The 25416-nt window shown below is 43.2% G+C and carries 20 protein-coding genes; 11 read left to right on the top strand and 9 right to left on the bottom strand.

Annotated elements, in window-relative coordinates; translation table 11 throughout:
- Positions 1-208 precede the first annotated feature (208 nt).
- Complete coding sequence (locus H0913_RS07320; RefSeq protein WP_181478373.1) at positions 209-724, top strand: DUF4760 domain-containing protein; 516 nt, start codon at positions 209-211, stop codon at positions 722-724.
- 254 nt (positions 725-978) lie between these two features.
- On the opposite strand, the gene ttrA is transcribed toward H0913_RS07320, so the two are convergent.
- From ttrA to ttrB, 3 genes are read right to left on the bottom strand one after another with little or no spacing between them, the layout of a single operon-like run.
- Positions 979-4068, bottom strand: a complete 3090-nt coding sequence (gene ttrA / locus H0913_RS07315; RefSeq protein WP_181478371.1) for a tetrathionate reductase subunit TtrA — start codon at positions 4066-4068, stop codon at positions 979-981.
- Complete coding sequence (ttrC, locus tag H0913_RS07310; RefSeq protein ID WP_181478369.1) at positions 4061-5089, bottom strand: tetrathionate reductase subunit TtrC; 1029 nt, start codon at positions 5087-5089, stop codon at positions 4061-4063. The genes ttrA and ttrC overlap by 8 nt, the downstream gene beginning before the upstream one ends.
- A complete protein-coding gene (ttrB, locus tag H0913_RS07305) occupies positions 5089-5826 on the bottom strand; it encodes a tetrathionate reductase subunit TtrB (protein WP_154604198.1) in 738 nt (245 codons plus the stop codon). Before ttrB ends, ttrC begins: the two co-directional genes overlap by 1 nt.
- Positions 5827-6087: 261 nt before the next feature.
- Here ttrB and ttrS point away from each other — a divergent pair, with 261 nt between their 5' ends.
- From ttrS to H0913_RS07270, 7 genes are all read left to right on the top strand, one after another.
- Positions 6088-7833, top strand: a complete 1746-nt coding sequence (gene ttrS / locus H0913_RS07300) for a tetrathionate respiration histidine kinase TtrS (protein WP_181478367.1) — start codon at positions 6088-6090, stop codon at positions 7831-7833.
- Positions 7834-7963: 130 nt separating this feature from the next.
- Positions 7964-8560: a tetrathionate respiration response regulator TtrR gene (ttrR, locus tag H0913_RS07295; RefSeq protein ID WP_181478365.1), complete on the top strand. Its 597-nt coding sequence runs from the start codon at positions 7964-7966 to the stop codon at positions 8558-8560.
- Positions 8561-8627: 67 nt separating this feature from the next.
- On the top strand, positions 8628-9575 hold the full coding sequence (locus H0913_RS07290) for a Kdo(2)-lipid IV(A) acyltransferase (protein WP_181478363.1): 948 nt from the start codon (positions 8628-8630) through the stop codon (positions 9573-9575).
- Positions 9576-9790: 215 nt separating this feature from the next.
- Entirely contained in the window at positions 9791-11014 is a 1224-nt protein-coding gene (gene mdtG, locus H0913_RS07285; protein WP_181478361.1) for a multidrug efflux MFS transporter MdtG, read from the top strand.
- Positions 11015-11392: 378 nt separating this feature from the next.
- Positions 11393-12925 carry a peptide MFS transporter gene (locus H0913_RS07280; protein WP_036951563.1) on the top strand — a complete coding sequence of 511 codons (1533 nt, stop codon included), beginning with the start codon at positions 11393-11395 and terminating at the stop codon, positions 12923-12925.
- Between the two features lie 144 nt (positions 12926-13069).
- On the top strand, positions 13070-13876 hold the full coding sequence (locus tag H0913_RS07275; RefSeq protein WP_181478359.1) for a PhzF family phenazine biosynthesis protein: 807 nt from the start codon (positions 13070-13072) through the stop codon (positions 13874-13876).
- Positions 13877-14016: 140 nt separating this feature from the next.
- Complete coding sequence (locus H0913_RS07270; RefSeq protein ID WP_154604203.1) at positions 14017-14424, top strand: acyl-CoA thioesterase; 408 nt, start codon at positions 14017-14019, stop codon at positions 14422-14424.
- A gap of 108 nt (positions 14425-14532) precedes the next feature.
- Here H0913_RS07270 and H0913_RS07265 read toward each other — a convergent pair whose 3' ends face one another.
- Entirely contained in the window at positions 14533-15861 is a 1329-nt protein-coding gene (locus H0913_RS07265; RefSeq protein ID WP_154604204.1) for an amino acid permease, read from the bottom strand.
- A gap of 732 nt (positions 15862-16593) precedes the next feature.
- Here H0913_RS07265 and H0913_RS07260 point away from each other — a divergent pair.
- Positions 16594-17196, top strand: a complete 603-nt coding sequence (locus H0913_RS07260) for a tetratricopeptide repeat protein (protein ID WP_154604205.1) — start codon at positions 16594-16596, stop codon at positions 17194-17196.
- Between the two features lie 211 nt (positions 17197-17407).
- Positions 17408-17845 carry a universal stress protein gene (locus H0913_RS07255; RefSeq protein WP_154639118.1) on the top strand — a complete coding sequence of 146 codons (438 nt, stop codon included), beginning with the start codon at positions 17408-17410 and terminating at the stop codon, positions 17843-17845.
- Between the two features lie 224 nt (positions 17846-18069).
- On the opposite strand, the gene agp is transcribed toward H0913_RS07255, so the two are convergent.
- Positions 18070-19323, bottom strand: a complete 1254-nt coding sequence (gene agp, locus H0913_RS07250) for a bifunctional glucose-1-phosphatase/inositol phosphatase (protein ID WP_154604206.1) — start codon at positions 19321-19323, stop codon at positions 18070-18072.
- Between the two features lie 237 nt (positions 19324-19560).
- On the opposite strand from agp, the gene H0913_RS07245 reads away from it, so the two are divergent.
- Positions 19561-19998 (top strand): GNAT family N-acetyltransferase, encoded by a 438-nt coding sequence (locus H0913_RS07245; protein ID WP_154639117.1) that lies wholly within the window; start codon positions 19561-19563, stop codon positions 19996-19998.
- Between the two features lie 10 nt (positions 19999-20008).
- Here the strand turns inward: H0913_RS07245 and H0913_RS07240 are convergent, their stop codons facing one another.
- The 4 genes from H0913_RS07240 to fdnG all read right to left on the bottom strand — a co-directional run bounded on the left by H0913_RS07240 (position 20009) and on the right by fdnG (position 25270).
- Positions 20009-20542: a GNAT family N-acetyltransferase gene (locus H0913_RS07240; RefSeq protein ID WP_232368839.1), complete on the bottom strand. Its 534-nt coding sequence runs from the start codon at positions 20540-20542 to the stop codon at positions 20009-20011.
- A 132-nt stretch (positions 20543-20674) separates the two neighbouring features.
- Positions 20675-21331 (bottom strand): formate dehydrogenase-N subunit gamma, encoded by a 657-nt coding sequence (gene fdnI, locus H0913_RS07235; protein ID WP_154604209.1) that lies wholly within the window; start codon positions 21329-21331, stop codon positions 20675-20677.
- On the bottom strand, positions 21324-22211 hold the full coding sequence (gene fdxH, locus H0913_RS07230) for a formate dehydrogenase subunit beta (RefSeq protein WP_181478355.1): 888 nt from the start codon (positions 22209-22211) through the stop codon (positions 21324-21326). The genes fdnI and fdxH overlap by 8 nt, the downstream gene beginning before the upstream one ends.
- An 11-nt stretch (positions 22212-22222) precedes the next feature.
- Positions 22223-25270, bottom strand: a complete 3048-nt coding sequence (gene fdnG / locus H0913_RS07225; RefSeq protein WP_154604210.1) for a formate dehydrogenase-N subunit alpha — start codon at positions 25268-25270, stop codon at positions 22223-22225.
- Between the last annotated feature and the right edge of the window lie 146 nt (positions 25271-25416).

The following is a 25416-nucleotide window of genomic DNA, read 5'->3' as shown; positions in this document are numbered from 1 at the left end:
GAAAAAATCACTAAATTAAAAAAGTTAGTCTGATAAATTCCTTTGCCCTTTGACAGAAAAATACCATTGCGCTAATTTTCCTCTGAATAAAAATCCCCCACTTGAAGAGGTTCTATATGAGAACAAAATTTGACGAATTTGATGGCTTTTAAGCTAATAAACTTTTAACTAGGCGGGATTGACCCCGCCTTTTTTATGGATGGAACCCATGACATTAATGCAGACAACTCTACAAATTATTAGTAATACAACGGTTTTATTTGGTGTTTTTGTTGCCATCGGCGCAATTATTTATAATTTAGAAACGGCTAAAAAAACACAAACTGCCCTATTTTTATTTGAAAGTCGATTAGATCAGCAATACGTAGAGTCCCTTCATGTTTTAAAACAAATCCATTACTCTGGAAAATCATTTCGTGCCTATGTTTTCCCTGCTGAAGGGGTCGCTATGACAAGTTGTGAAACCGCAGAGCGTCTCAAATTCCAATATATTTTAAATTTTTATGAACGCGTTGCCGTTAGTATCAGAGAAGGTATCTATAACGAGCAGATGATCAAAAGAGCCTCATACTCAACCGTTATTGAAACATATGAGATTGCCGAGCCTTTGATTAAAGCCATTAGAGAAAAAAGAAAATCAGAGACAACCTATCAAGAGTTTGAATGGCTAGTGGCTCGCTGGAAGAAATATCCACTTAAGAAAAATAGCTCAATATTTTTATAAACTGTTTATATAGCAATATTTGTATTAGCTATCTGTATTAAATAGAAAAGAAAAAAGGGAGGGCTCCCCCTCCCTGGCATTTGCCGAAGTTACGATGGGTAAACCGCATCGTAGAGCGCAATGTCAACTGCTTTTAGAGACGCTTCCCTACTCCGCTATGCAGAACGGAGTAGGTCAGAAACCTCTTTACTGCTTATATTACTACCTACACTTTACTAACGTACAACTTTCAACCTACTGGATAGATTTCTGTGTTAGCCAATTAACTCGATACGAGCAGGCAAGCCTTGTCTCACGGAAGCACCAGATACCCAATCAAGCCAAGTATTTGCCACTTCACGAGTCGGATCTGCAAACCCTAAATCATTCAAGTTAATACCTGAACCATTTGCCGCATTCATCGGCATAGCTTCGCCGTCTAAATAGTGCTGTTTAGCTCCCATTTCGGTATGACCATAACCATGTTCAACCGCGAGAACTCCCGGCATAACACCATCAAGCACACTAATTTGAGCTTCCACATGGCCACCTGGTGTGGTGATTTTGACCCAATCCCCATGTTTAACGCCCACCTTTGCCGCATCATCAGGGTGAATGGCCACCATATTGGTTGGTTTCACATGACGTAAACGTTCAATCATGGTTGTGGAACTGCTCATCACATGAGATTTAAAGGACATCATTTTTAATGGCCACTCTTTCTCTGGGAATACCACATTCACATCTTCACCATTCGCCATACGAGGCGGATAGTAGGTCGGGCAACCACTAAAACGCTCACCAGTGATAGCATGACGGTTAATCGCCACCGTAGGATTCCAAATTTGTAACCCTTTCTTCCACTGTGGACCCGTCGCATCGCCATCCCACGCTTTCTCGTAAGGCGCGAATCGACCACCACGCGTAAAGATATACGCAACACGGCGAACTTCTTCAGGTTTCAATGTGCGAGTAATTTGCGGCATGATACGTTCGACACCACTGATCGTAATGTCTTCTGTTGCCGCCTCTGGTACCGGTTTTTCACCTAACCACGCCATGTTAGCCGCCACTCTCAGATAGTAATCTTCAGCGGTATTTAACGGATACATATTGCCATCCATATCCGCAATCACATTGTCACCAAAGCCCGGTAAATTCAGCTCTTTAGCGACTGCGATACAGAATGACTCCATTGAAACTGGCTGGCCATCCGCTGTTTTCGCAGTGCGAGACTCTACAATCGGCCAACGCGCGGTACTCGCTTTCACCTGTACACCTGACCATGGTGCGCTGAAGCCCCAACTCTCAAAGTTGTGGGTATCTGGCACAATATAGTCCGCTAACGCTGTGGTTTCATTCATGAAAGCATCGATACCGATAATCAGTGGCAGATGCTTCGGATCTTTCAGTTTTTCTTCCATCACCTGACGAATACCCGCAATACCATAAACAGGGTTCGTCATATTAGTGATCCACGCCTTCAGGGAATATGGATATCCCATCAATGCGGAAGCCAACTGCTCAGTTAACTGACCTTTCGCAAACGGATACCAAGGGGCTTTCGCTGGATACGGTTTTTCACCCGCTGCTACTCTTGCCTTGAATTCATCCGATTTTTCATAAACTTCATTACTGCGCGATAGCACTACACCTTTCGGTTTCACCTTGCCTTTGTAGCCTGCGATATTGTAACGAGGGCCATCATTCTCCCCGTTAAATTTACCGCCACCGACAGAAACGCCACCTTTTAAGTTTAAGTTACCAATCAACGCATTAAGCATAATCACAGACCATGCAGTATAGAAACCATTACCACTCATCATGCCGCCGTGAGAAATCACCGCCGCTTTTCTGTCATAAGAGGTTAAGGCTTTACCCAGTGATTCAATGGTTTTCACGGGCACTTGACAACGTTGACTGTACTCTTCCAGCGTCATGCGATCTGCGGCTTCTTTCAGACATTGGAAGCTGGATTTCACCGTCACTTCGCTACCATCATGAAGCGTGACTTGACGAGTCACAAACAGCTCCGCATTCGTCACTTCATCCGCCAGTTTCAGCTCGCCGTTTGCATCCTGAACCAAATAGGATTTTTTCTCGTCCTCACCCTCTTCAGCCACCACACCCGTTAGGTGAGATTGCTGTAACAGATTACCCGCCAAAGGATGGGTATCATCGGTGATCACTAAGTGAGTTGAGTTCGTCCAGCTTTTCTCGCCAGCCGCTTCCATGGATCTTTCACTTGGCACACTCAGATAAGCCGCGTTATAGCGGTCATTTTCGATAATCCAGCGGATCATCCCCATCACTAATGCGGCATCGGTACCCGGTTGAACTGGTACCCAGTGACCATGGTCATTGGCCAAAGTTGTGGTCAATGGCAGTGCCGGAGAAACCACCACATAGTTAAACGAATCACGTAAACGAGCACTCGCTAACTGGCGACCTTGGCGTTTAAATGGGTTACCTGATTGCGCTGGCGATGTTCCGATAAACAGCGCGAAACGGGTATTATCCCAGTCTGGTTTGACGTGGGCGTTTTTATCCAAGTCATCCATCAACGCACCAGAGCCTGCGCGATACGCTAAACCGCAGTAAGCCCCGTGAGCCCCGAAGTTTTTACTACCAAAAGCGTTTTGAGCAAAGCGACGAATAAAACCATCACGACCATCATCCCCGGCGTTAGTCACCAGTAACTGGTTGGCTTTAGGCCCTAATTTTGGTTGAGATGGATCCAGTGGCGTTTCTAAATCACGAATAGCACGCAGACCATCCACATGACCTTCACCAAATAAGTCCCCACCTTCAACCACTTCTTTAATTAACTGTTCAAAGCTAATACGCTCCCATTTCCCTTCACCACGTTTACCAACTCGCTTCATCGGTTCGAGAATACGTAATGGACTGGTTAACCCTTCCATCAGCGTGGCGCCACGAGCACATGCCGTTGAACGATGTTCTAAACCACTTTCACCGCCCATTTTGGCGAATGCAGTGGATAACGGCATTCCGTATGGGAAATGCTTTTCATGGGATAGAGGGTGGTATGGGTTCCCCGCGATTCGCAAAACTTCATTCTTCGCACTGTCCACACGGGCACGAATACCGCACTGCGTCCAGCAACCGAAGCATTGCGTCATTGAAACGACTTGCGCAGGGTTCTCTTTCCAACCACCAATCGCTGAACCTTCAGGGATCAGTGAGTTACCATTGATGCGATCCAGCGTCACTTTGCCAGAGGTGCCATCCACTAAACCATCTACTGCACGTTTGGCAACTTCACGATAGCTTGCACCAAAAAGAGCAAGACCACCGACAACTAAACCACCTTTAAGCCATTGACGTCTTGAGAATTTAGCCATGTTGCACTCTCCCCGCAAACCAGCGAACACCTTCGCGAACAATAATTGTTAATGCAATCCACAATCCAAATGTACCGACAATCGCCAGTAGTCCATCATTGCCTAATGGAAAATGGTATGGATTGGTGATGATGTTGTATTTTGGTACCGCTTGGACCTCCATCAGGAAAATCCAGCGTAATACCCACGCTAACGCCATCGACACTAACGCTAAAACCGTAATGTAAGGGACTGAGCGCACCGCTTTAACGTTACTCAATGCCATTACAAATGTGATTGCCCACAGTGCACAAACCCCCATTAACATCCACCAGCCCGGGCTTGCGACATCTAACTGTTGACGAACTGCAATGCCTGACGTGGTATCACCGGAGATCCACAGTGCAAAACAGACTGCAAACAGGAGTAATGTAATTACTTGGAAGCGCGCTAAACGGTTTTGATATTGCGGCTCACGACGCGCACCTAAGCTAATCAGTGCAGGCAACACTTGCATTGCACTTAAGAACATCAACACTGGCATCCACCAGCTAAACCAAATTGGACGAGCCACTAGCACAGAGGCTTCACGACCGGTATACAGCAGTAAACCAATGGAGGATAACGCACTGAGTAATGCTACCCAACGAGTCGCTTTATACTCTTTCTTCCAAATCAATTTGACTAACAGCGCAACAAAGTACAACCCAACAAACGTGGTAAATAGCGGTAGCAACACAGAGCCCCACCACATCCAAGACCACATTGTTGGATGTGCATAGAAGTGCCACACACGCGCGGTTTGGTGCAGGTCTGCCGTTAATGCTAACGGCGCTGTGATCCCCATCGTGATAGCAATAAACACGGCGATCATTTCTAATCGGCCGTTTCCACTGCGGTTTTGCCAATGAAGATAACAGGCATACAGCACGGCACAGGCGGCAATTCCAATAAAGAAAAAGTATTGCACTGCCCAAGGAAGCCAGAAAAACTCTTGTGGCTGCGCCATGATTTCGGAAATATAGGTCACTTGTTCGCTCATCAGAACACCTCCTGCCATAATGCCGGTTGCCCTTTACCTTGCAACGGTTCCACAAACGCATCATCCAGCCCTAAATAAAATACCTGCGGCAACGTGCCACTTTCAGGTTTCAAGACTTTGATTTGCGCTTCGTGCTCAGAAAGCATCTTACGAATGGTGCTGTTAGGGTCTTTTAAGTCACCAATAATACGGGCGCCCCCCACACAGGATTCGACACATGCTGGCAATAAACCAACTTCTAAGCGGTGTGCACAGAATGTGCATTTATCTGCGGTTTGCGTTGAATGGTTAATAAAGCGAGCATCGTACGGACAAGCCTGAACACAATACGCACAACCTACACAGCGCTCGTTATCAATTACCACGATGCCATCTTCACGTTGAAACGTTGCTTGCACTGGGCAAACTGGCACGCAAGGCGGGTTATCACAATGGTTACACAAGCGAGGTAGTAGAACGTTAGTGAACCCTTCCTCCCCTTTTAAGGAGACCTGATATTGGTTAACCGTCGTTCTAAATTGACCTTGAGGTGTTTGGTTTTCAACAGAACAGCTAACAGTACATGATTGGCAGCCTACGCAGCGACGCAGGTCAATCAACATGCCATAGCGTTTTTCGGGATTGCCTTCACGGCGAGTTGGGGAAAAATTCAAACCCGCCTCGGCGATTGGGATCAGCGATGCACCCGCAGTGACGGCCCCAATCTGTTGTAGGAATTTTCGTTTACTCAGATCCATAATCGGCTCCAGTATTGACATTGCTAATGCGAAAATAAAAGTTAATAATCAATCTATTATTGGTTTATCTTACGTATTGGTAACACCGTGTTACCGATGTCTGATAACCACTAAATTCTTATTTCTCTTTAAAATCAGTGTGTTATCTTTGTGCTACTCTAATAATTCTGAGTTCATAGTAAGAAGAAAAGCCTTGCGCCCCTATTGTGGTTTTCCACATACCCGAAGGGATCTTGATCTAACGCAACGAATAAACCCCAAATGTTAAAAAAAACGTCTATCCCGTTGTATCACATACTTTTAGTTACCCTGCTGCTATGGTGCATTCCGGCGGGTGCGGCGCAATGGACGATCGGTGTTCTCGCCCTGCGAGGGCCGAGTTTCACTCAGTTGCACTGGCAACCTTTGGTGGACACCCTCAATGAATCCATTCCGGGGGAGCGCTTTACCCTGCAACCCCTGAATCTTGAAGAGATGAAAGAGGCGATTTCGAATCGCAAAATTGATTTCTTACTCACTAACCCTGCTCAATTTATCCAACTCGATAATCGCTACCACCTACGCTGGCTACTCTCTTTACGCTCGGATGTGGAGCCAAACAGCACAACACGCAACGTGATCGGTAGCCTTATTTTGGTTCGTGGAGATAGCGACATTCACAGCGCTGATCAGCTCATCGGCAAAAAAGTCGGCGCAATATCCCCCGATGCATTTGGCGGATATCTATTAGGTTATAAAGTGTTAAGAGATTTAGGATATGACACGGAAAAAGACTTTCGGATGCAGTTTTTGGGCTTCCCCGCGGATGCACTGCTATACGCTTTGCGGGATAAATCCCTCTCTGCGGCAATTGTTCCTGTCTGCTTATTAGAAAATATGGACAGTGAAGGACTGATTGATAAACACCAATTCCGTCCACTTGTTCAAAAAGAGAGTGCGTTACCCTGCCTAACCAGCACCGAACTTTACCCTAATTGGTCATTCGCCGCGTTAAGCGAAGTTCCTGACAATTTAGTGGATAAAGTCACTAAAGTTTTGCTTTCTGGCGATACGCCCAATATGCGCTGGGGGGCTCCTGCATCCATCACACAAGTTGAAAACTTACTGCGTGACGTTAACCAACATCCACAGCAACGGGAAATCTGGCAAGATATTGTCAGTTGGACAATTCAGCACCAAATTACCATCGGTATTATCACTTTAATTTTCTTATTGTTAGGTATTAACCACGTCTGGATAGCCTTCTTGGTTCGCCGTCGTAGCCAACAACTTGAAGTCGCACATAATCGCCTACGTCAGCAAGAAGCTAATCTACAAAAAGCGCAGCGACTCAATATATTAGGTGAAATGGCTTCTGGGTTTGCCCATGAATTGAACCAACCGTTATCCGCGATTCGAAATTATGCACAAGGCTCTATTTTGCGATTGAAAAAAGAGTCGGAAAACCACCCGCTTCTTGGTGCTATCAGTAAGATTGATGAACAGGCTCAACGGGGGGCTGATATTATTCAAAACCTGCGCTTATGGGCTGGAAAACCGGGGCAAGAATCCCGTCTGACCCTACGCCAGCAATCCGTCAAACAGACCATTAATCATATTTGGCAACTGTTGCAAGTTGAGCAACATTTTCCAACCGTTAGGTTGCAATTACCCGAAACTCCCGATGTCCAGCTCTTGCTACCTGATACCCTACTCGACCAGTTACTCTCAAACTTGATCAGTAATAGCCTACAAGCGGGCGCCACCACATTAACCTTTGGCTTTCACTTTGCCGATGAACGCTTTTTACTGGTATTACAAGATGATGCTGGCGGAATGCCTGACGAACAGCTCAATCAAGGGATCATGCCATTCGCCACCACTAAACAGGAAGGATTAGGACTCGGATTGGTGATTTGCCAGCGATTAATTCAAAGCCAAGGTGGGGATATTCGCATTGAAAATCAACATAATGATGACGGTAAGAATGGGCTGCGTGTGACGCTAATTTTTAATTACTCGAGATAATCAGAAATAGCGCATGTTTTGCCACACAAAAGATAACATTCCCAATAACTATATGTGACAATGCTATGAATACTATTTATATAAGCAAGACACTTATACAAACAAGAAATAAGCCACGAGGTATGAATTAATGCCAGTCATTCACCTTGTCGACGATGACACCGATGTCACTGATTCCTGTCAATTTTTACTCGAAACGCTCGGTTATAACGTTACCGTCTGGAACGACAGTGAGCAGTTTATCCAGCAAGCCCCTCTGCATGAGGAAGGCATTGTATTGCTCGATATGCGCATGCCAAAATTTGACGGGCGCCAAGTGCACCAATACCTGAAAGAGCAGCAAAGCACCCTCGCGGTGATTTTCCTTTCTGGTCATGGGGATATCCCAATGGCGGTAGAACAGGTGAAATTAGGCGCTATCGATTTTTTACAAAAACCCATTGATAGCCAGCAACTTGCCGAAACCCTTGAGCAAGCTCGCTTACAAACCATCAAAGCCACTGAACGCATATTAATTAAACAGCGTTATGAAACCTTAACGCCGAAAGAAAAAGATGTTTGCACCTATGTGCTTCAAGGGCTAATTAACCGCGAAATCGCTGAAGTGGCTTGCGTCTCTGTGCGAACCGTCGAAGTGCATCGCTCCCGAGTGATGGAAAAAATGGCAGTTAGAAACCTTGCCGAATTAATGAGCACCATGCAAACAGCACAACTTTTTGCAGGTTAATTTGATATCATTCAGATTAACAAGCTATTTTTAATTGAAATCCACTTAAGTAGAAACCGAAAAAACAATGATCCCAGCACCAAAATTTGAAAAAAGTTTATTACATCCTCGCTACTGGCTAGTTTGGTTTGGCATTAGCGTGCTCTACCTGCTCGTCCTGCTTCCTTATCCCGTCATTTATTGGATAGGTACCCGTTTAGGGCGTTTCTCCAAGCGCTTCTTAAAAAAACGCGTCCAGATTGCCGATCGTAATTTGCAATTGTGTTTTCCTGAGATGAGCCAAGAAGAGCGCCAAAAAATGGTGGATAAAAACTTTGAAGCCGTCGGTATGGGTGTTTTCGAAACGGGAATGGCGTGGTTCTGGCCCGATTGGCGAGTGCGCCGTTGGTTTAAAGTTGAAGGTCGTGAAAATATGCTCGCCGCTCAAGAAACCGGCCGTGGCATTATTGTGTTAGGCGTCCATTTCTTAACGTTGGAAATCGGGGGGCGCGCATTTGGTATGTTGAACCCCGGTATTGGTGTTTATCGCGCTAACGATAATAAACTGATGGACTGGCTACAAACTCGTGGACGTTTGAAATCCAATAAATACATGCTCGACCGTAAAGACGTTAAAGGCATGATCCGCGTATTAAAAGAAGGGGAAATTTTATGGTATGCCCCTGACCATGATTACGGCCCTCGAAACAGTTCATTCGCGCCATTATTTGCGGTGGAAAAAGCGGCAACCACCAATGGCTCACAAATCTTATTATCTCTTGGCAACCCACTCGTTGTGCCGTTTTCAGCTATCCGTTTACCCGATGGTAAAGGTTATAAATTGCTGATCCAGCCTGCCCTGGACAATTTCCCTGTGGACGACAACGTCGCCACCGCAACGATGATGAACCAGGTCATTGAGAAAGAAATTTTACGGGCACCAGAGCAATATATGTGGATGCACCGCCGTTTTAAAACGCGTCCAAAGGGAGAACCCTCCCTGTACGGCGATTTAGATAAAATCCACCACCGCTAGGCTGCCTATTCCCATATTGTTCGCATTGAACAGGCGGAGCCCCAAAAAATGTGAGTTACCGCTAAATGGTTCTCCCAAAATAGTTCGTGTTGCAGCTAGGCGGCGAGTGAGAGAATCCCCAGGAGCATACATAAGTATGTGACTGGGGTTCACGAATGAAGCCAACAACGCTGCGGCGCGAAATATGACGGGAGAGAAGTGTGAAGGGAGAGGTAATGAAGAAGAGCACCTACTGGAAAAAAAACCTCTACATCCTCTGGTTCGGCTGCTTTCTAACGGGCGCTGCCTTCAGCTTGATCATGCCTTTTCTTCCTCTTTATATCGAAGAACTTGGTATTACTGACCATGGCTCTTTGAATTTATGGACGGGCGCCGTTTTCAGTATTACGTTTCTCTTTTCCGCTATTGCTGCCCCTTTTTGGGGACGCCTTTCTGACCGCCACGGTCGTAAACTAATGTTGCTGCGCTCTGCCCTTGGTATGGCGATTGTCATGGTGCTGATTGGCTTTGCGCAGAATATTTGGCAGCTTTTGGCTTTACGGGCACTTTTAGGCTTACTTGGCGGATTTGTTCCGAATGCCAATGCGCTGATTGCCACCCAAGTCCCCGTGAATAAAAGCGGTTGGGCGATGGGTGTCTTGGCAACTGGCGCGGTGAGCGGTGCATTGATTGGCCCACTGATTGGTGGATTACTGGCCGACCAATATGGATTGCGCCCAGTTTTCTTTATTACCGCTAGCGTGTTGTTTATCTGCTTTTTTGTCACACTTTTCTACGTCCGTGAGCGTTTTACCCCCATTTCACGCAAAGATGCCCTATCTGGAAAACAAGTTTTTGCCTCTTTACGTAATAAAAACTTAGTGATCAGCCTATTTTTCACCACCATGATCATCCAAGCATCAATTGGTTCGATTAACCCGGTGATCACCTTGTATGTTCGGGAGCTTTCAGACTCGATTGATAATCTTGCTTTTATCAGTGGGATTATTGCATCCATTCCCGGCGTTGCCGCACTGATTAGTGCCCCTATGCTCGGTAAACTGAGCGACCGCATTGGACCTGACCGTGTTTTATTAGCGGTACTTGCCGCCTCAATTTTTGTTCTATTTCCGATGGGGCTCGTTAGCAGTTATTGGGAATTAGGCGCCTTGCGCTTCTTACTCGGCGCCCTTAACGCCGCGCTGTTACCCGCCGTACAAACTTTAATTATTTATAATATTTCTCACCAAATCACTGGACGCATATTTAGCTACAACCAAGCGTTACGAGATGTGGGTAATGTCACGGGGCCTTTAATGGGTTCCTTTGTTGCAGCGACTTACGGGTTTAGAGCCGTGTTCTTCTTCACTGCCGTATTAGTGCTGGTCAACCTCATTTACTCTTGGCTTATCATTAGGAAGCAATCTGATGGTCTAAGAGCATCTCCCTCTAAAGAGTAATGTTAATGTGTCCCTTTTACGCCAAAACATAACTTTTTATTATCTTTTCCACGAAAAGTTTATAAGCGCAAAAAATATTTTGTAACATACTGTTTTTAATCAACTTAATCGATTCAAAAAACATTCTTTTATTGTCAATAAAAATCCGTTATTCTGTGCCCCCTTATCGTAAGAATGAGAGTTACATCGAATTTTCATCTTAAAACTGACTTTCTTACGATAAATTCATTCTGCTTATTAGCAATTTTATAATAATGTATGCCGAAAATATGTTTGCAACACAGCATTAACATATCAATAAAAAACAGTGATGGAACTTTTGCTCCACATTCACAATTCGGCACAACCTCTTAAGTCACAACGTATTGGAGTTCACAGATGAGTCATTCTGCGACTAAAACTAAAACTTTTTTCGGGCATCCTTACCCGTTGAGTTCGCTTTTCCTCACCGAAATGTGGGAACGTTTTTCTTTCTATGGTGTTCGTCCTCTTTTAATCCTCTTTATGAGTGCAACTTTGTTGCAAGGTGGCATGGGGCTGCCGATTGAGCAAGCATCTGCTATCGTGGGTATCTTCGCGGGTGGTGTTTATATCACATCATTACCGGGTGGCTGGCTCGCGGATAACTGGTTAGGTCAGCGTCGTGCCGTTTGGTATGGTTCTTTAATCATTGCATTGGGTCACTTATCGATAGCGCTGTCTGCGTTATTTACCAATACCTTCTTCTTCGTGGGACTGCTATTGATCGTATTAGGTACCGGTTTATTTAAAACCTGTATCACTGTAATGGTTGGAACCCTGTATAAGAAAGAAGATACACGTCGTGATGGTGGTTTCTCTCTGTTCTATATGGGTATCAATATGGGTTCATTTATTGCCCCATTAATTATCGGCCCATTACATGAAAAATACGGCTGGCATTTAGGCTTCGGTTTAGGTGGTTTGGGTATGTTAGTTGCCCTGCTTATCTTCCGTTTCTACGCTATTCCACAAATGCGTCGTTATGACAAAGAAGTCGGCTTAGATTCCACATGGAATCACCCTACCGTTCAACGTAAAAACGTCGGTAAATGGGTTGCGGTTGCCATGGCTGCACTGGCTGTACTGGTGGTATTAATCAATAATGGCACTATTCCATTCAACCCTTCAGTCATAGCAAAAAGCTCGGCTTACATTATCTCTACGTGTGTGGGCATCTACTTTATTTTCATGTTCTTCTGTGCAGGTTTGAACAGCAGTGAACGCTCTCGCTTACTGGCATGTTTAATTCTGTTAATTGCTGCGGCGTTCTTCTGGTCTGCATTTGAACAAAAGCCAACATCATTTAACATCTTTGCGCGTGACTATACCGATCGCCAATGGGGTAACTTCGAAATCCCAACGATTTGGTTCCAGTCAATCAACGCCTTATTCATCATTCTGTTAGCGCCTATTTTCAGCTGGTTCTGGCCTTCTTTGGCTAAGCGTAATCTGAACCCAAGCAGCATGACGAAGTTCGTTATTGGTATCCTGTTCGCCGCGGGTGGCTTTGCGGTCATGATGGTTGCAGCTAACCACGTTCTGGCAACACAAACTGGCGTTTCACCATTCTGGTTAGTCGGCAGTATTTTATTACTGACATTAGGTGAACTGTGCTTAAGCCCAATTGGCCTGGCAACCATGACATTACTTGCACCACAAAAAATGCGCGGTCAGGTGATGGGATTATGGTTCTGTGCAAGTGCGCTGGGTAACTTAGCAGCAGGTATCATGGGTGGTAATATCCGTAAAGACCAACTGGATTCCATGCCAGATCTGTTCTCCCACGTTTCTATCGCACTGGTTATTTGTGCTGTTGTGCTAGCAGCCCTGATTATTCCAGTCAGAAAAATGCTGCAAAACGCAGATAAAAACGAAGCAAAAGCGAAATAATATTATTCGTTATTAGATAGTGTTGTTGGCGTAATAATCTCAACAATTATTGCGCCAACCTCTCCTCAATACCGCAAATCTCGTGCTACTCTTCCCTCACTTTTCTAATCATAATGAATTATTTCCGTTCAAGGATCTTTTACGATGAGCACACAGTCTGTTCCGGTTTATTATGTCGATGCGTTCACTGATACCCTATTTCATGGTAACCCAGCCGCTATCGTTTTACTTGATGAGTGGCTTCCTGATGACAAGCTTATCGCTATCGCCGCCGAAATTAACTTATCTGAAACAGCCTTTCTGGTCGGTGAACATATCCGCTGGTTTACACCCGTAATGGAAGTTAAATTGTGTGGTCATGCGACCCTTGCCGCCTCGTATATTCTAAACAAGTTTAAGCAGCACCCGGCAAACCCTATTGTGTTTCAGTCCTTATCTGGAGAACTGACGGTTCATAAAAATCAAGAAGGCTTCACATTAGACTTCCCTATTTTAGATTGTGAACCTGCCGATTTAAGCCAATATCCACAATTAAGCGAGATCCTTGGTACACCTATTTCTGAACTGTATTTAGCCAAAGACCGTTATATCTGTTTTGTTGATTCGCCAGAGCAAGTGCAGAATTGCCATCCTGATATGTTGCGTCTTGCGCAATTACCTTTGCAGGGATTAACCATTACCGCGAAAAGCACCGATAGCCTAGCCCACGACGAACAGTGTGACTTTGTATCTCGCTATTTTGCACCAGCCAAAGGTGTTAATGAAGATCCCGTCACTGGCACCTCTCACTGTGTGATTGCCCCACTTTGGGCTAAACGATTACAGAAAAACCCAGTATTAGGTCACCAGATTTCGGCTCGAGGTGGAAAAATACACTGCTTAATTGAACAAAATCGCGTCAAAATGACCGGAAAAGCAACACTCTTTTTAGCCGGAACGATTCACTTTTGATTAATCACTGTATTTATTTGTGATCAGGATTACACTTATCGGCAACATTAATGATATGTACATTAATGTTCCGGTAAGTAATTATTTTTACTGGTTCAAGTTTTTAAATAGTAAGAATTCAAAGAAAGTAAGGCTTAAATATGCGTTCCGATGTTGATGATGTAATCAAACAAAAAATTGAACAATCTGTTACCCATGTTTCTAAAGTGGTATTCCCAACCACCACTAACCACCATAGCACCCTGTTCGGTGGTACTGCATTAGCATGGATGGACGAAGTTTCCTTCATTACCGCGACCCGTTTTTGCCGCAAAAGATTGGTGACCGTCTCCACAGAAAAAATCAATTTTACCCACCCTATCCCATCAGGCACCATCGTTGAATTAGTCGGGGAAGTGATCCGAGTTGGTCGCACTAGCCTTACCGTTAATGTCTCTATCTTTTTAGAAGATATGTACGCTGAGGGACGAGAAGAAGTGATCCACGGGCAGTTTAATTTCGTGGCTATTGATGAAAATGGCAAACCAACCCCATTGTTTGAGCGGTAAATGTTTGAACAGTAATCACCGCTCTCTATTTACCACCATTCACATTGGTAAATAAAAAATGTGCGCCCGATCATTAAGATAGAGCGCACATTATTCATATTCTCGACATTAAGCGAATGCTAAGAATGGAGAGATACACAGTAAAATTCCGGTAAAAATAATCAGATATAAAGAGATACCTTTATATTTATGCAGCATTGGGACTTTATAGACTAAATACGCTGGAATTAAACAACCCACCATCCCGAAAATTGGGCTACAGATGGATGTGAAGCTCAGCACTGGTGCGTTCAGGATAATCGCTCCCCATGCTAATAGCACAGCAAAAATCATAATGCCGTTCTTCACCCAATTTTCATTAATACGCTCAACTGGCATCATGCGTTGTAATATGTTCATCACAATGCCTTGAGTGGCTTCACGGAAACCTAAATAAACCCCAAAGAACGCGGTCATGACGGCAAAAATATTTAACATGACGCTGACGACAGTCACCCAACCACCCGGGAAGAATTTCGCTGCGATAGCCAGCGCAGAAATATTCTGCTCGTAAGCTTTCACCGCTTCATCGTGACCCATAGCTAATGTGAATGATACTGCGTAGAAAAAGACGGTACAGAATAAAACAATAAACGCAATATTCATTGCACGCAGGGCTTTATAACGTGCCACTTCGCGGTTCACGTTTTGGCTACGAAATGAAATCACCATTGGGCTTAATGTTTGAATAAATAGAATCGATGTTAATGTGAAAGGTAATGTGATGATTGCCTCTTTAAACAAACGTCCAATTGGTGGCAATGAACCCACATTATATAAGTGCCACATCCCGACCATGGAAATGCCCAATGCGGCAACCACAAATAATTTAGTCAGAACCATAAAGCTTGAAAGCTTAAAGAGCAGTTTTTCACCGCGAGAAGAAATGGCGACTAAAATACAAATCAGAACCAAACCATACCAAGGGCTTTCAGATAATAACCCATCCGTTACACCGAAAGTTTGGAAATAGGACGCACTGTCATTGGTGATTGCCGTTGAATAAACAAACATCCAAATTACCAGCATAATAAAATAGAGTGCGCCAAGCAGCATACCCCAGTTCTTACCTAGATATCCGCTGATCACACTTGGATAATCTTTACATTCTGGTGATTCCGCCAGCGTATTAATAAACAGACGCTGAAACAAATACATTGCAGGATAACCGACAACGGATGAGAGCAAGAATACCCATAAGCCCATCAAGCCAACTTGTACGGGGAGAAAAACAATCCCCGCACCAATCGCCATCCCGATACTCATAATCACCCAACCAACATCTGTGCCATCAAACTTAGTGGCAGCACGCCATTGTTCTTGTGTCATGCCTGCACGAGAAGCAGCCGTAGAAGCTTTTCCATCATCGACATTATCTATTGTAGGGATCGTAGCCATAATTACTCACTTAATATTGTTGAACTCTTAAAAGAGAATTTTTTTTGTTTTAGATGCGACTTAAGTGGTTATTTCTTTCAATAACCTTAATTATTTGCAGGCTATTATAATGATTCCATCATAGAGGATATGTGAGAGAAAAATTATCTCTTTATTAACCTATAAAACCCCCGATAAAGAGAATTTTTTTCTCTAAAAAGAGCAATCCGACGTAAATATCTCTATCTATCGACGGAAATAATCCCTATTAATTGTTTTTGGACGCAGTAATTATAACTCTTTGTTTTTAAAGGTGTTAGTCTTTTAATAACCCATTAGTGATTATTAACAATTTCAACAATTATCCTTTTATTTCGTGCTAAACATCACAAGACACCATGATAACCACTACTATTCTTTGCAATAACTCCGTATTTTGTATTTCTCTTGTTAATTTTCGATATAAATAACTAGTTCGCTATTGAGAGTAACATTTAATTTTTACCCATTTATCGAGTGAAAGAGAATCGCTGCAGGCTTATTAATGAAGAAAAACATTTTGAATATTCACCCCTGAAGAGTAAAAAGCTCGTTTACTCTGTATTTTCGATGGAGCGTTGATATTTATAAATTATAGAAGTAGAGTATTTGATGCGTTGATAGTTATATCCTGTAGTTAATAACTGTTAACACCGTTTCGAGTTTATCTTGAAATAAGGATATTCATAGCCAACTTAAGATACGGAAAGCCTTATGTTACGATTATTGACCTTTATTTCTTTATTTATATTTTCAACGAATTTAACTTTCGCTGCCCCTGTTCCTCCCGAAGTCATTAAGCAAATTGAACAACAAGCACAAAAAGGGGATGTTAAAGCTCAGGTTATGCTAGGCATTGGTTACTATGTCGGTAACGAAATTAAGCAAGATTATCCGAAAGCCAAGAAATGGCTTACGATGGCCGCCAATAAAGGCAATGCGGATGCTCAACTATTTCTAGGTGATATGTATCTTAATGGTAATGGCGTTCAATCTGATTTTGAAACAGCTTATGGTTGGATTGAGAAATCGGCGAATAAGGGAAATCCTGAAGCCATAAACTATATGGGCCAATTCTATTACCAAGGTGCCGGCGTAAAACAAAATTATCTCGTGGCTTTTGAGTGGTTCCAAAAAGCAGCAGATAAAAAGTTCCCACCCGCTGAATATCAATTAGGAAAAATGCTACAAAATGGTGAAGGAACTGAGTTTAATGAAAAACTCGGTGCTGAATATATTGATAAAGCGTGTAAAGGTGGATTAAAACCTGCCTGCCCAGAAAAAGAAACCACAAAACCTAAAGCGCCTAAAAAATAATATTTTCTTTGAAAAGCGGTGATACTCCCCTCATGTATTGCCGTTTTTCTATTGTCATTATTTCTATTATCTATTTTTTATTCCCGTCAATTGCGTACTCCCGCTCACATCATTTTTAATCCAATTCAGTTAATATTAATTTATTAACAATCAATATGAAAAATGATTAAAATGTTCTAAACTTATAATATAAAAGAAAAAAGGAGATATTATGTACAATACAATTTTAGTTCCTATTGATGTTACCGAAGACGACCTCACCAAAATGTTAGTTCCGCATGTTAATGCAATGCAGAAACTAAACAATTCTACTGTTCATTTTTTAGCTGTGACTGCACCCATTTCCAATTACTTACGCTATGGCGGCACTATTTTGCCAGGAGACTTCCCGGATGATCAAAAACAAGCTGATATCATTCTGAAAGAGCTGCAAGAGAAAGTTAAACTGTTCTCTATCCCTGCAGATAAAGTGCAAATAAAAGCGGTTGTAGGCTCAGTTAAAGATGAAATTTTGGCAACAGCTGAAGATATTAAAGCAGATGTGATTTTACTGGGCTCGCGTCGCCCAAGTATGTCTACCTACTTATTAGGCTCCAATGCGGCTTCAGTTGTACGTTATGCGAAAACGAGCGTATTAGTGGTTCGCTAATCCATACGAAGGGTTAATAACCGCAGAAAGCTCTATTTTAACTCGTCGAATGGTTAGGGTTAAAGTTTGTTACACTAAAGGGCAATTCCATACAATTTATAAGCCCATTTATTCGACATTTAAGGTAAATTAGAGGCTCATAAACATTTTCGTGACTATTTCACACCCTGCTCCTCAGAGCAGGGTTTTTTATGCCTCATTCAGGCATTATTGGCAGTTGGATATCACTGTTTCAACGCCGCTTTCATCACATTTTCAAAATCTTCCCATGAACAATACCCATTTTTATCAATCGGACAATTTTTCAATTCAAGGGTAACGTGTTTTGGCGGAGTTGCTAAAGAGAGGTAAGCATTGTCTCGCAACTGATCTGCGGTTTGATACACATACTCAATCTTCACATAGTCCTTTTTCTCTTTTTTATCTGTCCAGCGTTGGAATACTAATTTACCGCCAATCGGTGTGTGCTCATATTGTTGAGGTAATTGGTATGGTTTGAAATCCATCGCAGACAGCACTGAAGCAATATTTGAATCATGTCCCACTAAGAAAATAAATTTAGCGGTTTCGCCTTTATTGACGGAAACAAAACCTTTATCCATATAACTCAAAATTGGATGTGCCACATTTTTTGCGATGATTTTCGGTGTAAATAACGTTTCTTGATAACCATTTTTTAAGGTATTCAGCTTTTGCCATTTTTCATCGCTATTGACCATTCCCCATGCCACATCTTTCTCAGGGAAGCCTTCATAATATTGCAGGTCAATTGCATCGACGGCAGAGTTAGCCATCTTCAAAGGCCCACTCACACCCGGCTCTTTATCGGCTTCAATGATAAAGCTATTTTTTGGCGTGGCTAAATTACACAGTTTGTCCGTCGCGCACTTCTTCGAATCTTTTATATTGAGAACATTGTCAAGCTCATCGTAACCTGGCTTCAGGTTTAACCCTTTAAGGTGGGACTCCATCGCTTCAAGTGCTTGTTTTTTAAATTCAGGAGAGCTATTCGTAATGATAGGATTAAACACGGGATCCATCGTACCAATTTCCGGTTTATGATGGATATTCACTTTACAACCTGGGAATGCCCCTGCAGTAAAGAACTGCGCAGTTGCAATAGTTCGCTGTAGGCTATTCGTGTAAATATAGATATCATCGCTGCTGGTTGGACATAATTCATTCACAAATAATTTATTGCTATCGAGCCACTCTCTAAAATAGTGCCCCATATACACTTCGAGCGCCCCGCCCTTTGTCGTTAAATAGCCACTTTCAGCATCCCATGCGGGCCACTTTTTATCCGTTATTTCAGTCAGGATCCCTGTATTAACAATAGGAGTACGTAAATTATGACGACTTAGAACTAAAACTTGGTCTAATTCCATATTTTGTGAATTATCTGTACTTGCAAGTGCGGGGGCTATTGGTGCGAATAACGCCGCCGATAAACACACTGTTAGCATTTTATATTTCATCAGCATACTCCTACCATGGTTTTTAAATTGATTAACATAATCAAGCAATAAACACTGCAATAAAATAAAGTATAGTGCTTATATGAATTTCGGGAACATATCCTCTAATAATGAAGCAGTTATCTTTTTTTTCTGCGATTAATATCCCAAAAACGTCCCTTAACTAAAATAACCATCAAATATTGACATTCGCTACCCACAATTTAAGATGAATTTTCTCTATAAGGATAAAATGCAATGAATATTCAGCCCGCCACTGTCGAACATTACGATGAGATCCTTCATCTTTGGGAAGCCTCAGTAAGAGCAACTCATGATTTTCTGCCAGAAAAGAACATTGAAATGCTAAAAACACCCATTAGGGAACAATACTTACCTAATTTGTCTGTTTTTGTGACTTTTGATCCTAATGGCAAAATAGCGGGCTTTTTGGGTACGGGTGGAAATCGTCTAGAAATGTTGTTTATTTCACCGCTTGCAAGAGGGACTGGCATCGGTAAACAACTACTGAATTACGCCATTGAACACTTAGGTGTTAATGAAGTCGATGTGAATGAGCAAAATCCGCAAGCGGTTGGTTTTTATCAACACATGGGATTTGTTCAATATGCGCGTTCCGAACTTGATGGGGAAGGAAATCCATTTCCTTTACTGCATATGCGATTAGCTAAATAGCGACAGATTGTTATAGATACTGGCTATTCATCACTGTATTCACCAGAAAATGGTTAAATACGTCATACTGACTCTGTGTGAAAGGGGTATTTAAGCTTAAAATTTCCAGCTTATGAGGTGAATACTGGGTGTTATAGCATGGGTGATGATGGACATAGTCATTTCTGACAAAATCATTTTTTTCATAGAAATGAAGGCGTTTTTTCGCAACTTCATCAACTAATGGGTCTATCTCTAACACTATCTGTGGGTACAACTGGCACAGTGCGGTCAACGATTTTTGACCGTAACCTGACCCACGAATGTGTTGGTCAATAGCAAAATGTTCAATATAGAAAAAGGCATCAATAACCCACCCACCGATAAACCCAACAAACTGATTATTATCAGTAATTTTATATAAATAGTATTGTTCTAGCGGAAGTAATGCCGCTCGCCCTGCATAAGAACGTTGTTCGTGATTAGGGAAGGAAATATCGTATAGCGCATTAATTAATTCATTATCGTGTTTATCATTTGCAGAAATTCTTACCAGTTCAACCATTTCCCCTCCGAAATCACTCAAGATAATCAATCTAAAATAAGACTTTTTTAAACATAAAAAAGCCACTGTCATTGTGTAACCTTTTCGGTAACGTCAACAACAGTGGCTTATATTACTTAATTGACAGCCAAATTACTGGCTTTTTTCAGCTTCCGCTTTGGCTTCTTTCGCTTCAACATCACGATACCAACGTGGGTGATGTTTCTTCGCCCAGCGACGGCTAACTTTACCTTCAATCATGCCGTTGATAGATCCTTTAACCCAGAATGCCATATACATGTGGATTAAAATTGCATGGATCAAAATAATCGCCGCTAATGCGTGAACCAAAATACTCCAACGCACCATCCAGATTGGGAATAAATGCGCGAAATAAGGACGCCACATGATAATCCCGGTGATCAAAAGTACAAAAATCATACTCATGATACTCCAGAACATCATTTTTTGACCGGCGTTGTATTTGCCCACATCAGCCACTTTATGTTCGTTACCTTTGAGAACTTGAACAATATTCAGTAGCCAAGGAACATCTTTTCTATCTGGAATATTGTGTTTTACAAAGCGCACAAACATAAACATCAGCACGACGAAAATAAGTACACCGAAGAAAGGATGCAAAATTCGTCCCATCTGTGGCGTACCGAAGGTTTCAGTCAACCACTTCAAGGTTGGGAAAAACAGTGCAATACCCGACAATGCGACTAAGAAGAAGCTGATAACCACTGTCCAGTGGCACGCTCGGTCAATAAATTTAGTCCGAACGATCATTTTGCTCTTTTTACTCATGGTCATCTTTCTCCTCTTCATCATCCACTTCTTTGTTTGGACCAATACCCACATAGTGGAAAATCAGCCCTGCAAATGTGGCGATAAAGCCCGCTACCGATAATGGTTTCAGGATGCTTTGCCATAGATTAATTGGTGTATCAATCTGTGGGTCTTTTGGTAATCCGTGATAAAGCTCAGGTTTATCCGCATGATGTAGCACGTACACCACATGGGTTCCCCCAACACCTTCAGGATCATAAATACCAGCTTGGGCATAACCCCGTTTTTGCAGTTTTTCAACACGCTCAGCGCCGTATTCCAGCATTTCGTTTTTCGTACCAAAACGAATCGCACCTGTTGGGCAGGTTTTCACACAAGCCGGTTCTTGTCCTACAGCGACACGGTCAACACATAATGTACATTTGTACACACGATTATCTTTTGGATTTAATCGTGGAATGTTGAACGGGCAACCCGCGATACAGTAACCACAACCAATACAGTGTTCCGATTGGAAATCCACAATACCGTTAGCATATTGAATAATCGCACCCGCAGATGGGCATGACTTCAAGCAGCCAGGATCGGCACAGTGCATACAGCCATCCTTACGGATAAGCCATTCCAATTTACCTTGTTCACTGACTTCGCTAAAACGCATCACCGTCCAAGATTTAGCACTTAAATCGGTTGGGTTATCGTAAACCCCAACGCAGTGCCCAACTTCATCACGGATATCATTCCATTCCGAACATGCCACCTGACAGGCTTTACAGCCGATGCAGGATGACACGTCAATCAGTTTGCAGACTTCAAATTTATCGTCACGCGCCTGTGGTGGAGGCGTAATGCTATTGGTCGCGGAACGTTTAATAATGTCTTGAGATTGCATGGACATAGTTCCCTCCCTTACGCCTTCTCAATGTTAACTAAAAACGCTTTATACTCAGGAGTCTGAGAGTTAGCGTCCCCTACAGATGGCGTTAACGTGTTAGTAATAAAGCCTTTTTGCGTTGCACCTTCAAAGCCCCAGTGAATAGGTAGACCCACTGTTTCAATCGGTTTACCGTCAACCATCAGGGTTTGCAGACGTGGTGTTACCACGGCAATCGCTTTAATAAAGCCACGTTTACTGCTGACTTTAACCTTATCACCTAAGGCGATGCCTTTGGCTTTGGCTAAGGTTTCACTGATTTCCACAAACTGCTCTGGCTGAGCAATGGCGTTTAAGCGCGCATGCTTCGTCCAAGTGTGGAAATGCTCCGTTAAGCGATAAGTGGTTCCGACATACGGGAATTCTTTATGATCGCCAAGACGTTTCTTGTCATCTTCAAAAATTCGTGCAGCAGGGTTAGAGACCACATTTGGATGCAGAGGGTTAGTTCCCAATGGCGTTTCAAATGGCTCGTAGTGCTCAGGGAATGGACCTTCTGCCATTTTATCAATGGCAAACAGACGACCTAAACCTTCTGGCTGCATAATAAATGGCCCAGTACCAACTTCTGGAGCTGACGCGTTAAAGTCAGGCACATCGTTTCCGACCCACTTCTTACCGTTCCACTCAATCAGAACCAGATCTTTATTCCATGGCTTACCTTTGGTATCACAAGAGGCGCGGTTATAGATAACGCGGCGGTTTAATGGCCATGCCCATGCCCAACCTAATGTATTACCAATGCCCGATGGGTCGCTGTTATCGCGATTCGCCATCTGGTTGCCTTTCTCAGTCCAGCTACCGGTGTAGATCCAGCAAGAAGACGCCGTTGAACCATCAGCGCGTAACAACGCGAATGAATTCAGAAGCTCGCCTTTTTTCGCTTGTAAGTTGCCATCAGCATCATATAAGTCGACCAGTGCAACCCCGTTGTTCTCTTTCGCCACTTCTTCCGATTCCGGATGGAATTGACGTTTATAATCCCAACGCATTTGCAGTAATGGTTCGCGACCTTTACCACCTTCTTGCTCATACATCTCACGGATTTTATGCAAAATACCCGTTAAGATCTGACCATCGTTACGTGCTTCACCCGGGGCGTCCGCCGCTTTCCAGTGCCACTGTAACCAGCGACCGGAGTTAGCAATGGAGCCATCTTCTTCCGCAAAACAGGTTGAAGGTAGACGGAAAACTTCCGTTTGAATGGAAGCAGGATCAACGTCATTCATTTCGCCGTGATTCTGCCAGAAGTTCGCTGTTTCGGTGGTTAATGGGTCAACCACGATTAAATATTTCAGCTTACTTAAGCAGCTAACCACTTTGTTTTTATCTGGGAACGAGGCAACTGGGTTAAAGCCTTGGCAGATGTAACCGGTGACTTTATCTTTGCTCATCATGTCGAAATACTTCATGACATCATAAGCTTGATCCCATTTAGGTAGCCAATCAAAGCCCCATTGGTTCTCTGGTTGAGCGGCATCACCGTAGAATGACTTCATCAAACTGACGAAGAATTTCGGATAATTGCTCCAGTAGTTAACCTGATTAGGTAATGTGGCTTTTGGCGTATTAGCGGCTAAATAACTATCAACATCTAACTGTTTTTCTGATGGCAGTGTTAAATAGCCCGGCAGGCTCGTCGACAGCAGACCTAAATCCGTTAAACCTTGAATGTTTGAGTGTCCACGCAGCGCATTCACCCCACCACCACAAATCCCCATGTTGCCTAAAAGCAACTGGATCATCGCCATGGTACGAATGTTTTGTGCGCCCACTGTATGCTGAGTCCAACCTAATGCATACAGGAATGTCCCCGCTTTATCTGCGGCGCTCGTGGTTGCTAGAATTTCACACACTTTTAAGAAATCTGCTTGCGATGTACCACAGATCCGTTCAACCATTTCAGGGGTATAGCGGGAAACGTGTTTTCTTAGCAGATTCCAAACACAGCGCGGATCTTGCAGCGTGTCATCACGTAATGCATGACCATTTTCATCAAACTTATAGTTCCAACTGGTTTTGTCATAACGACCTTTTTCAGCGTCATAGCCACTGAATAAGCCATCGTTAAAGTCAAAATCATCTCTGACAATCAAAGATGCGTTGGTATAGTTCTGAACGTATTCCGCGTTTATCTTATTATTTTCGATTAGATAAAGTAGAACACCAGAAAGGAAGGTAATATCCGTTCCTGAACGAATTGGCACGTAATGATCGGCCACCGATGCGGTACGCGTGAAACGCGGATCTACCACAATCAGAGTTGCATCATTATTGTTTTTCGCTTCAATCGCCCAACGGAATCCGACAGGGTGAGCTTCAGCGGCGTTACCGCCCATCACCATAATCACATTGGCGTTTTTAATATCAACCCAGTGGTTGGTCATCGCACCGCGACCAAATGTTGGAGCAAGACTTGCTACCGTTGGTCCGTGTCAGACACGCGCTTGGTTGTCGACCGCTAACATACCGAGCGATCGTGCGAATTTTTGGGTTAACATCCCCGTTTCATTGCTAGCCGCAGATGCGCAAAGCATCCCTGTCGATAACCAGCGATTGACAGTGGCGCCTTGTTCATTTTTTTCAATAAAGTTGGCATCACGGTCATCTTTCATTAAGCGGGCAATACGCGTAAAGGCATCGTCCCAGCTAATGCGTTCCCACTTATTCGAGCCTGGTGCACGATATTCAGGATAACGTAAACGACTGTCACTACGAATGTAATCCAGTAACCCCGCCCCTTTCGGGCACAGAGCACCGCGATTCACTGGATGATCCGCATCACCCTCGACGTGGAAGATGGCAGAGCGAGCATTCATTGCCCCATCACCCATACTATAAATCAGCAATCCACAACCCACGGAACAATAGGTACAAGTATTACGCGTTTCTTTCGAACGCAATAATTTATTTTCACGTACATTAGCCATTGCCATTCCTGGCATAAAACCTAACGCAGCTACAGTTGTACCTGCCATCCCGCCGGCGCAGATTTTAAAAAACTTTCTGCGACTGACGTTCATTATTAACCTCTTTTTATTTTTGTATATTCGCCGGAGAGAATATCAGTCACTTGTAATTAGATATTGCCTAAAATCAATGAAAGTGAAAATAAAGGTTAATTAATGTCATTTAGGTAGTTAATTAGCCATTAAAAATACCACTTAAT

Source organism: Providencia rettgeri (genome assembly GCF_013702265.1).
Taxonomy (GTDB): Bacteria; Pseudomonadota; Gammaproteobacteria; order Enterobacterales; family Enterobacteriaceae; genus Providencia; species Providencia zhijiangensis.
Note: the sequence above shows the minus strand (reverse complement) of the source record. Positions and strands in the feature narration are given on the sequence as shown.

What these genes read in the sequence shown, in the direction of transcription:
- ttrC (WP_181478369.1), bottom strand. Translation starts at nt 5,089, where the DNA reads ATGAGCGAACAAGTGACCTATATTTCCGAAATCATGGCGCAGCCACAA.
- H0913_RS07270 (WP_154604203.1), top strand. Translation starts at nt 14,017, where the DNA reads ATGCGTTCCGATGTTGATGATGTAATCAAACAAAAAATTGAACAATCT.
- H0913_RS07245 (WP_154639117.1), top strand. Translation starts at nt 19,561, where the DNA reads ATGAATATTCAGCCCGCCACTGTCGAACATTACGATGAGATCCTTCAT.
- H0913_RS07320 (WP_181478373.1), top strand. Translation starts at nt 209, where the DNA reads ATGACATTAATGCAGACAACTCTACAAATTATTAGTAATACAACGGTT.
- ttrR (WP_181478365.1), top strand. Translation starts at nt 7,964, where the DNA reads ATGCCAGTCATTCACCTTGTCGACGATGACACCGATGTCACTGATTCC.
- ttrA (WP_181478371.1), bottom strand. Translation starts at nt 4,068, where the DNA reads ATGGCTAAATTCTCAAGACGTCAATGGCTTAAAGGTGGTTTAGTTGTC.
- H0913_RS07260 (WP_154604205.1), top strand. Translation starts at nt 16,594, where the DNA reads ATGTTACGATTATTGACCTTTATTTCTTTATTTATATTTTCAACGAAT.
- H0913_RS07275 (WP_181478359.1), top strand. Translation starts at nt 13,070, where the DNA reads ATGAGCACACAGTCTGTTCCGGTTTATTATGTCGATGCGTTCACTGAT.
- fdxH (WP_181478355.1), bottom strand. Translation starts at nt 22,211, where the DNA reads ATGTCCATGCAATCTCAAGACATTATTAAACGTTCCGCGACCAATAGC.
- H0913_RS07290 (WP_181478363.1), top strand. Translation starts at nt 8,628, where the DNA reads ATGATCCCAGCACCAAAATTTGAAAAAAGTTTATTACATCCTCGCTAC.
- ttrB (WP_154604198.1), bottom strand. Translation starts at nt 5,826, where the DNA reads ATGGATCTGAGTAAACGAAAATTCCTACAACAGATTGGGGCCGTCACT.
- fdnI (WP_154604209.1), bottom strand. Translation starts at nt 21,331, where the DNA reads ATGAGTAAAAAGAGCAAAATGATCGTTCGGACTAAATTTATTGACCGA.
- ttrS (WP_181478367.1), top strand. Translation starts at nt 6,088, where the DNA reads ATGTTAAAAAAAACGTCTATCCCGTTGTATCACATACTTTTAGTTACC.
- H0913_RS07255 (WP_154639118.1), top strand. Translation starts at nt 17,408, where the DNA reads ATGTACAATACAATTTTAGTTCCTATTGATGTTACCGAAGACGACCTC.
- H0913_RS07265 (WP_154604204.1), bottom strand. Translation starts at nt 15,861, where the DNA reads ATGGCTACGATCCCTACAATAGATAATGTCGATGATGGAAAAGCTTCT.
- H0913_RS07280 (WP_036951563.1), top strand. Translation starts at nt 11,393, where the DNA reads ATGAGTCATTCTGCGACTAAAACTAAAACTTTTTTCGGGCATCCTTAC.
- H0913_RS07240 (WP_232368839.1), bottom strand. Translation starts at nt 20,542, where the DNA reads ATGGTTGAACTGGTAAGAATTTCTGCAAATGATAAACACGATAATGAA.
- mdtG (WP_181478361.1), top strand. Translation starts at nt 9,791, where the DNA reads ATGAAGAAGAGCACCTACTGGAAAAAAAACCTCTACATCCTCTGGTTC.
- agp (WP_154604206.1), bottom strand. Translation starts at nt 19,323, where the DNA reads ATGAAATATAAAATGCTAACAGTGTGTTTATCGGCGGCGTTATTCGCA.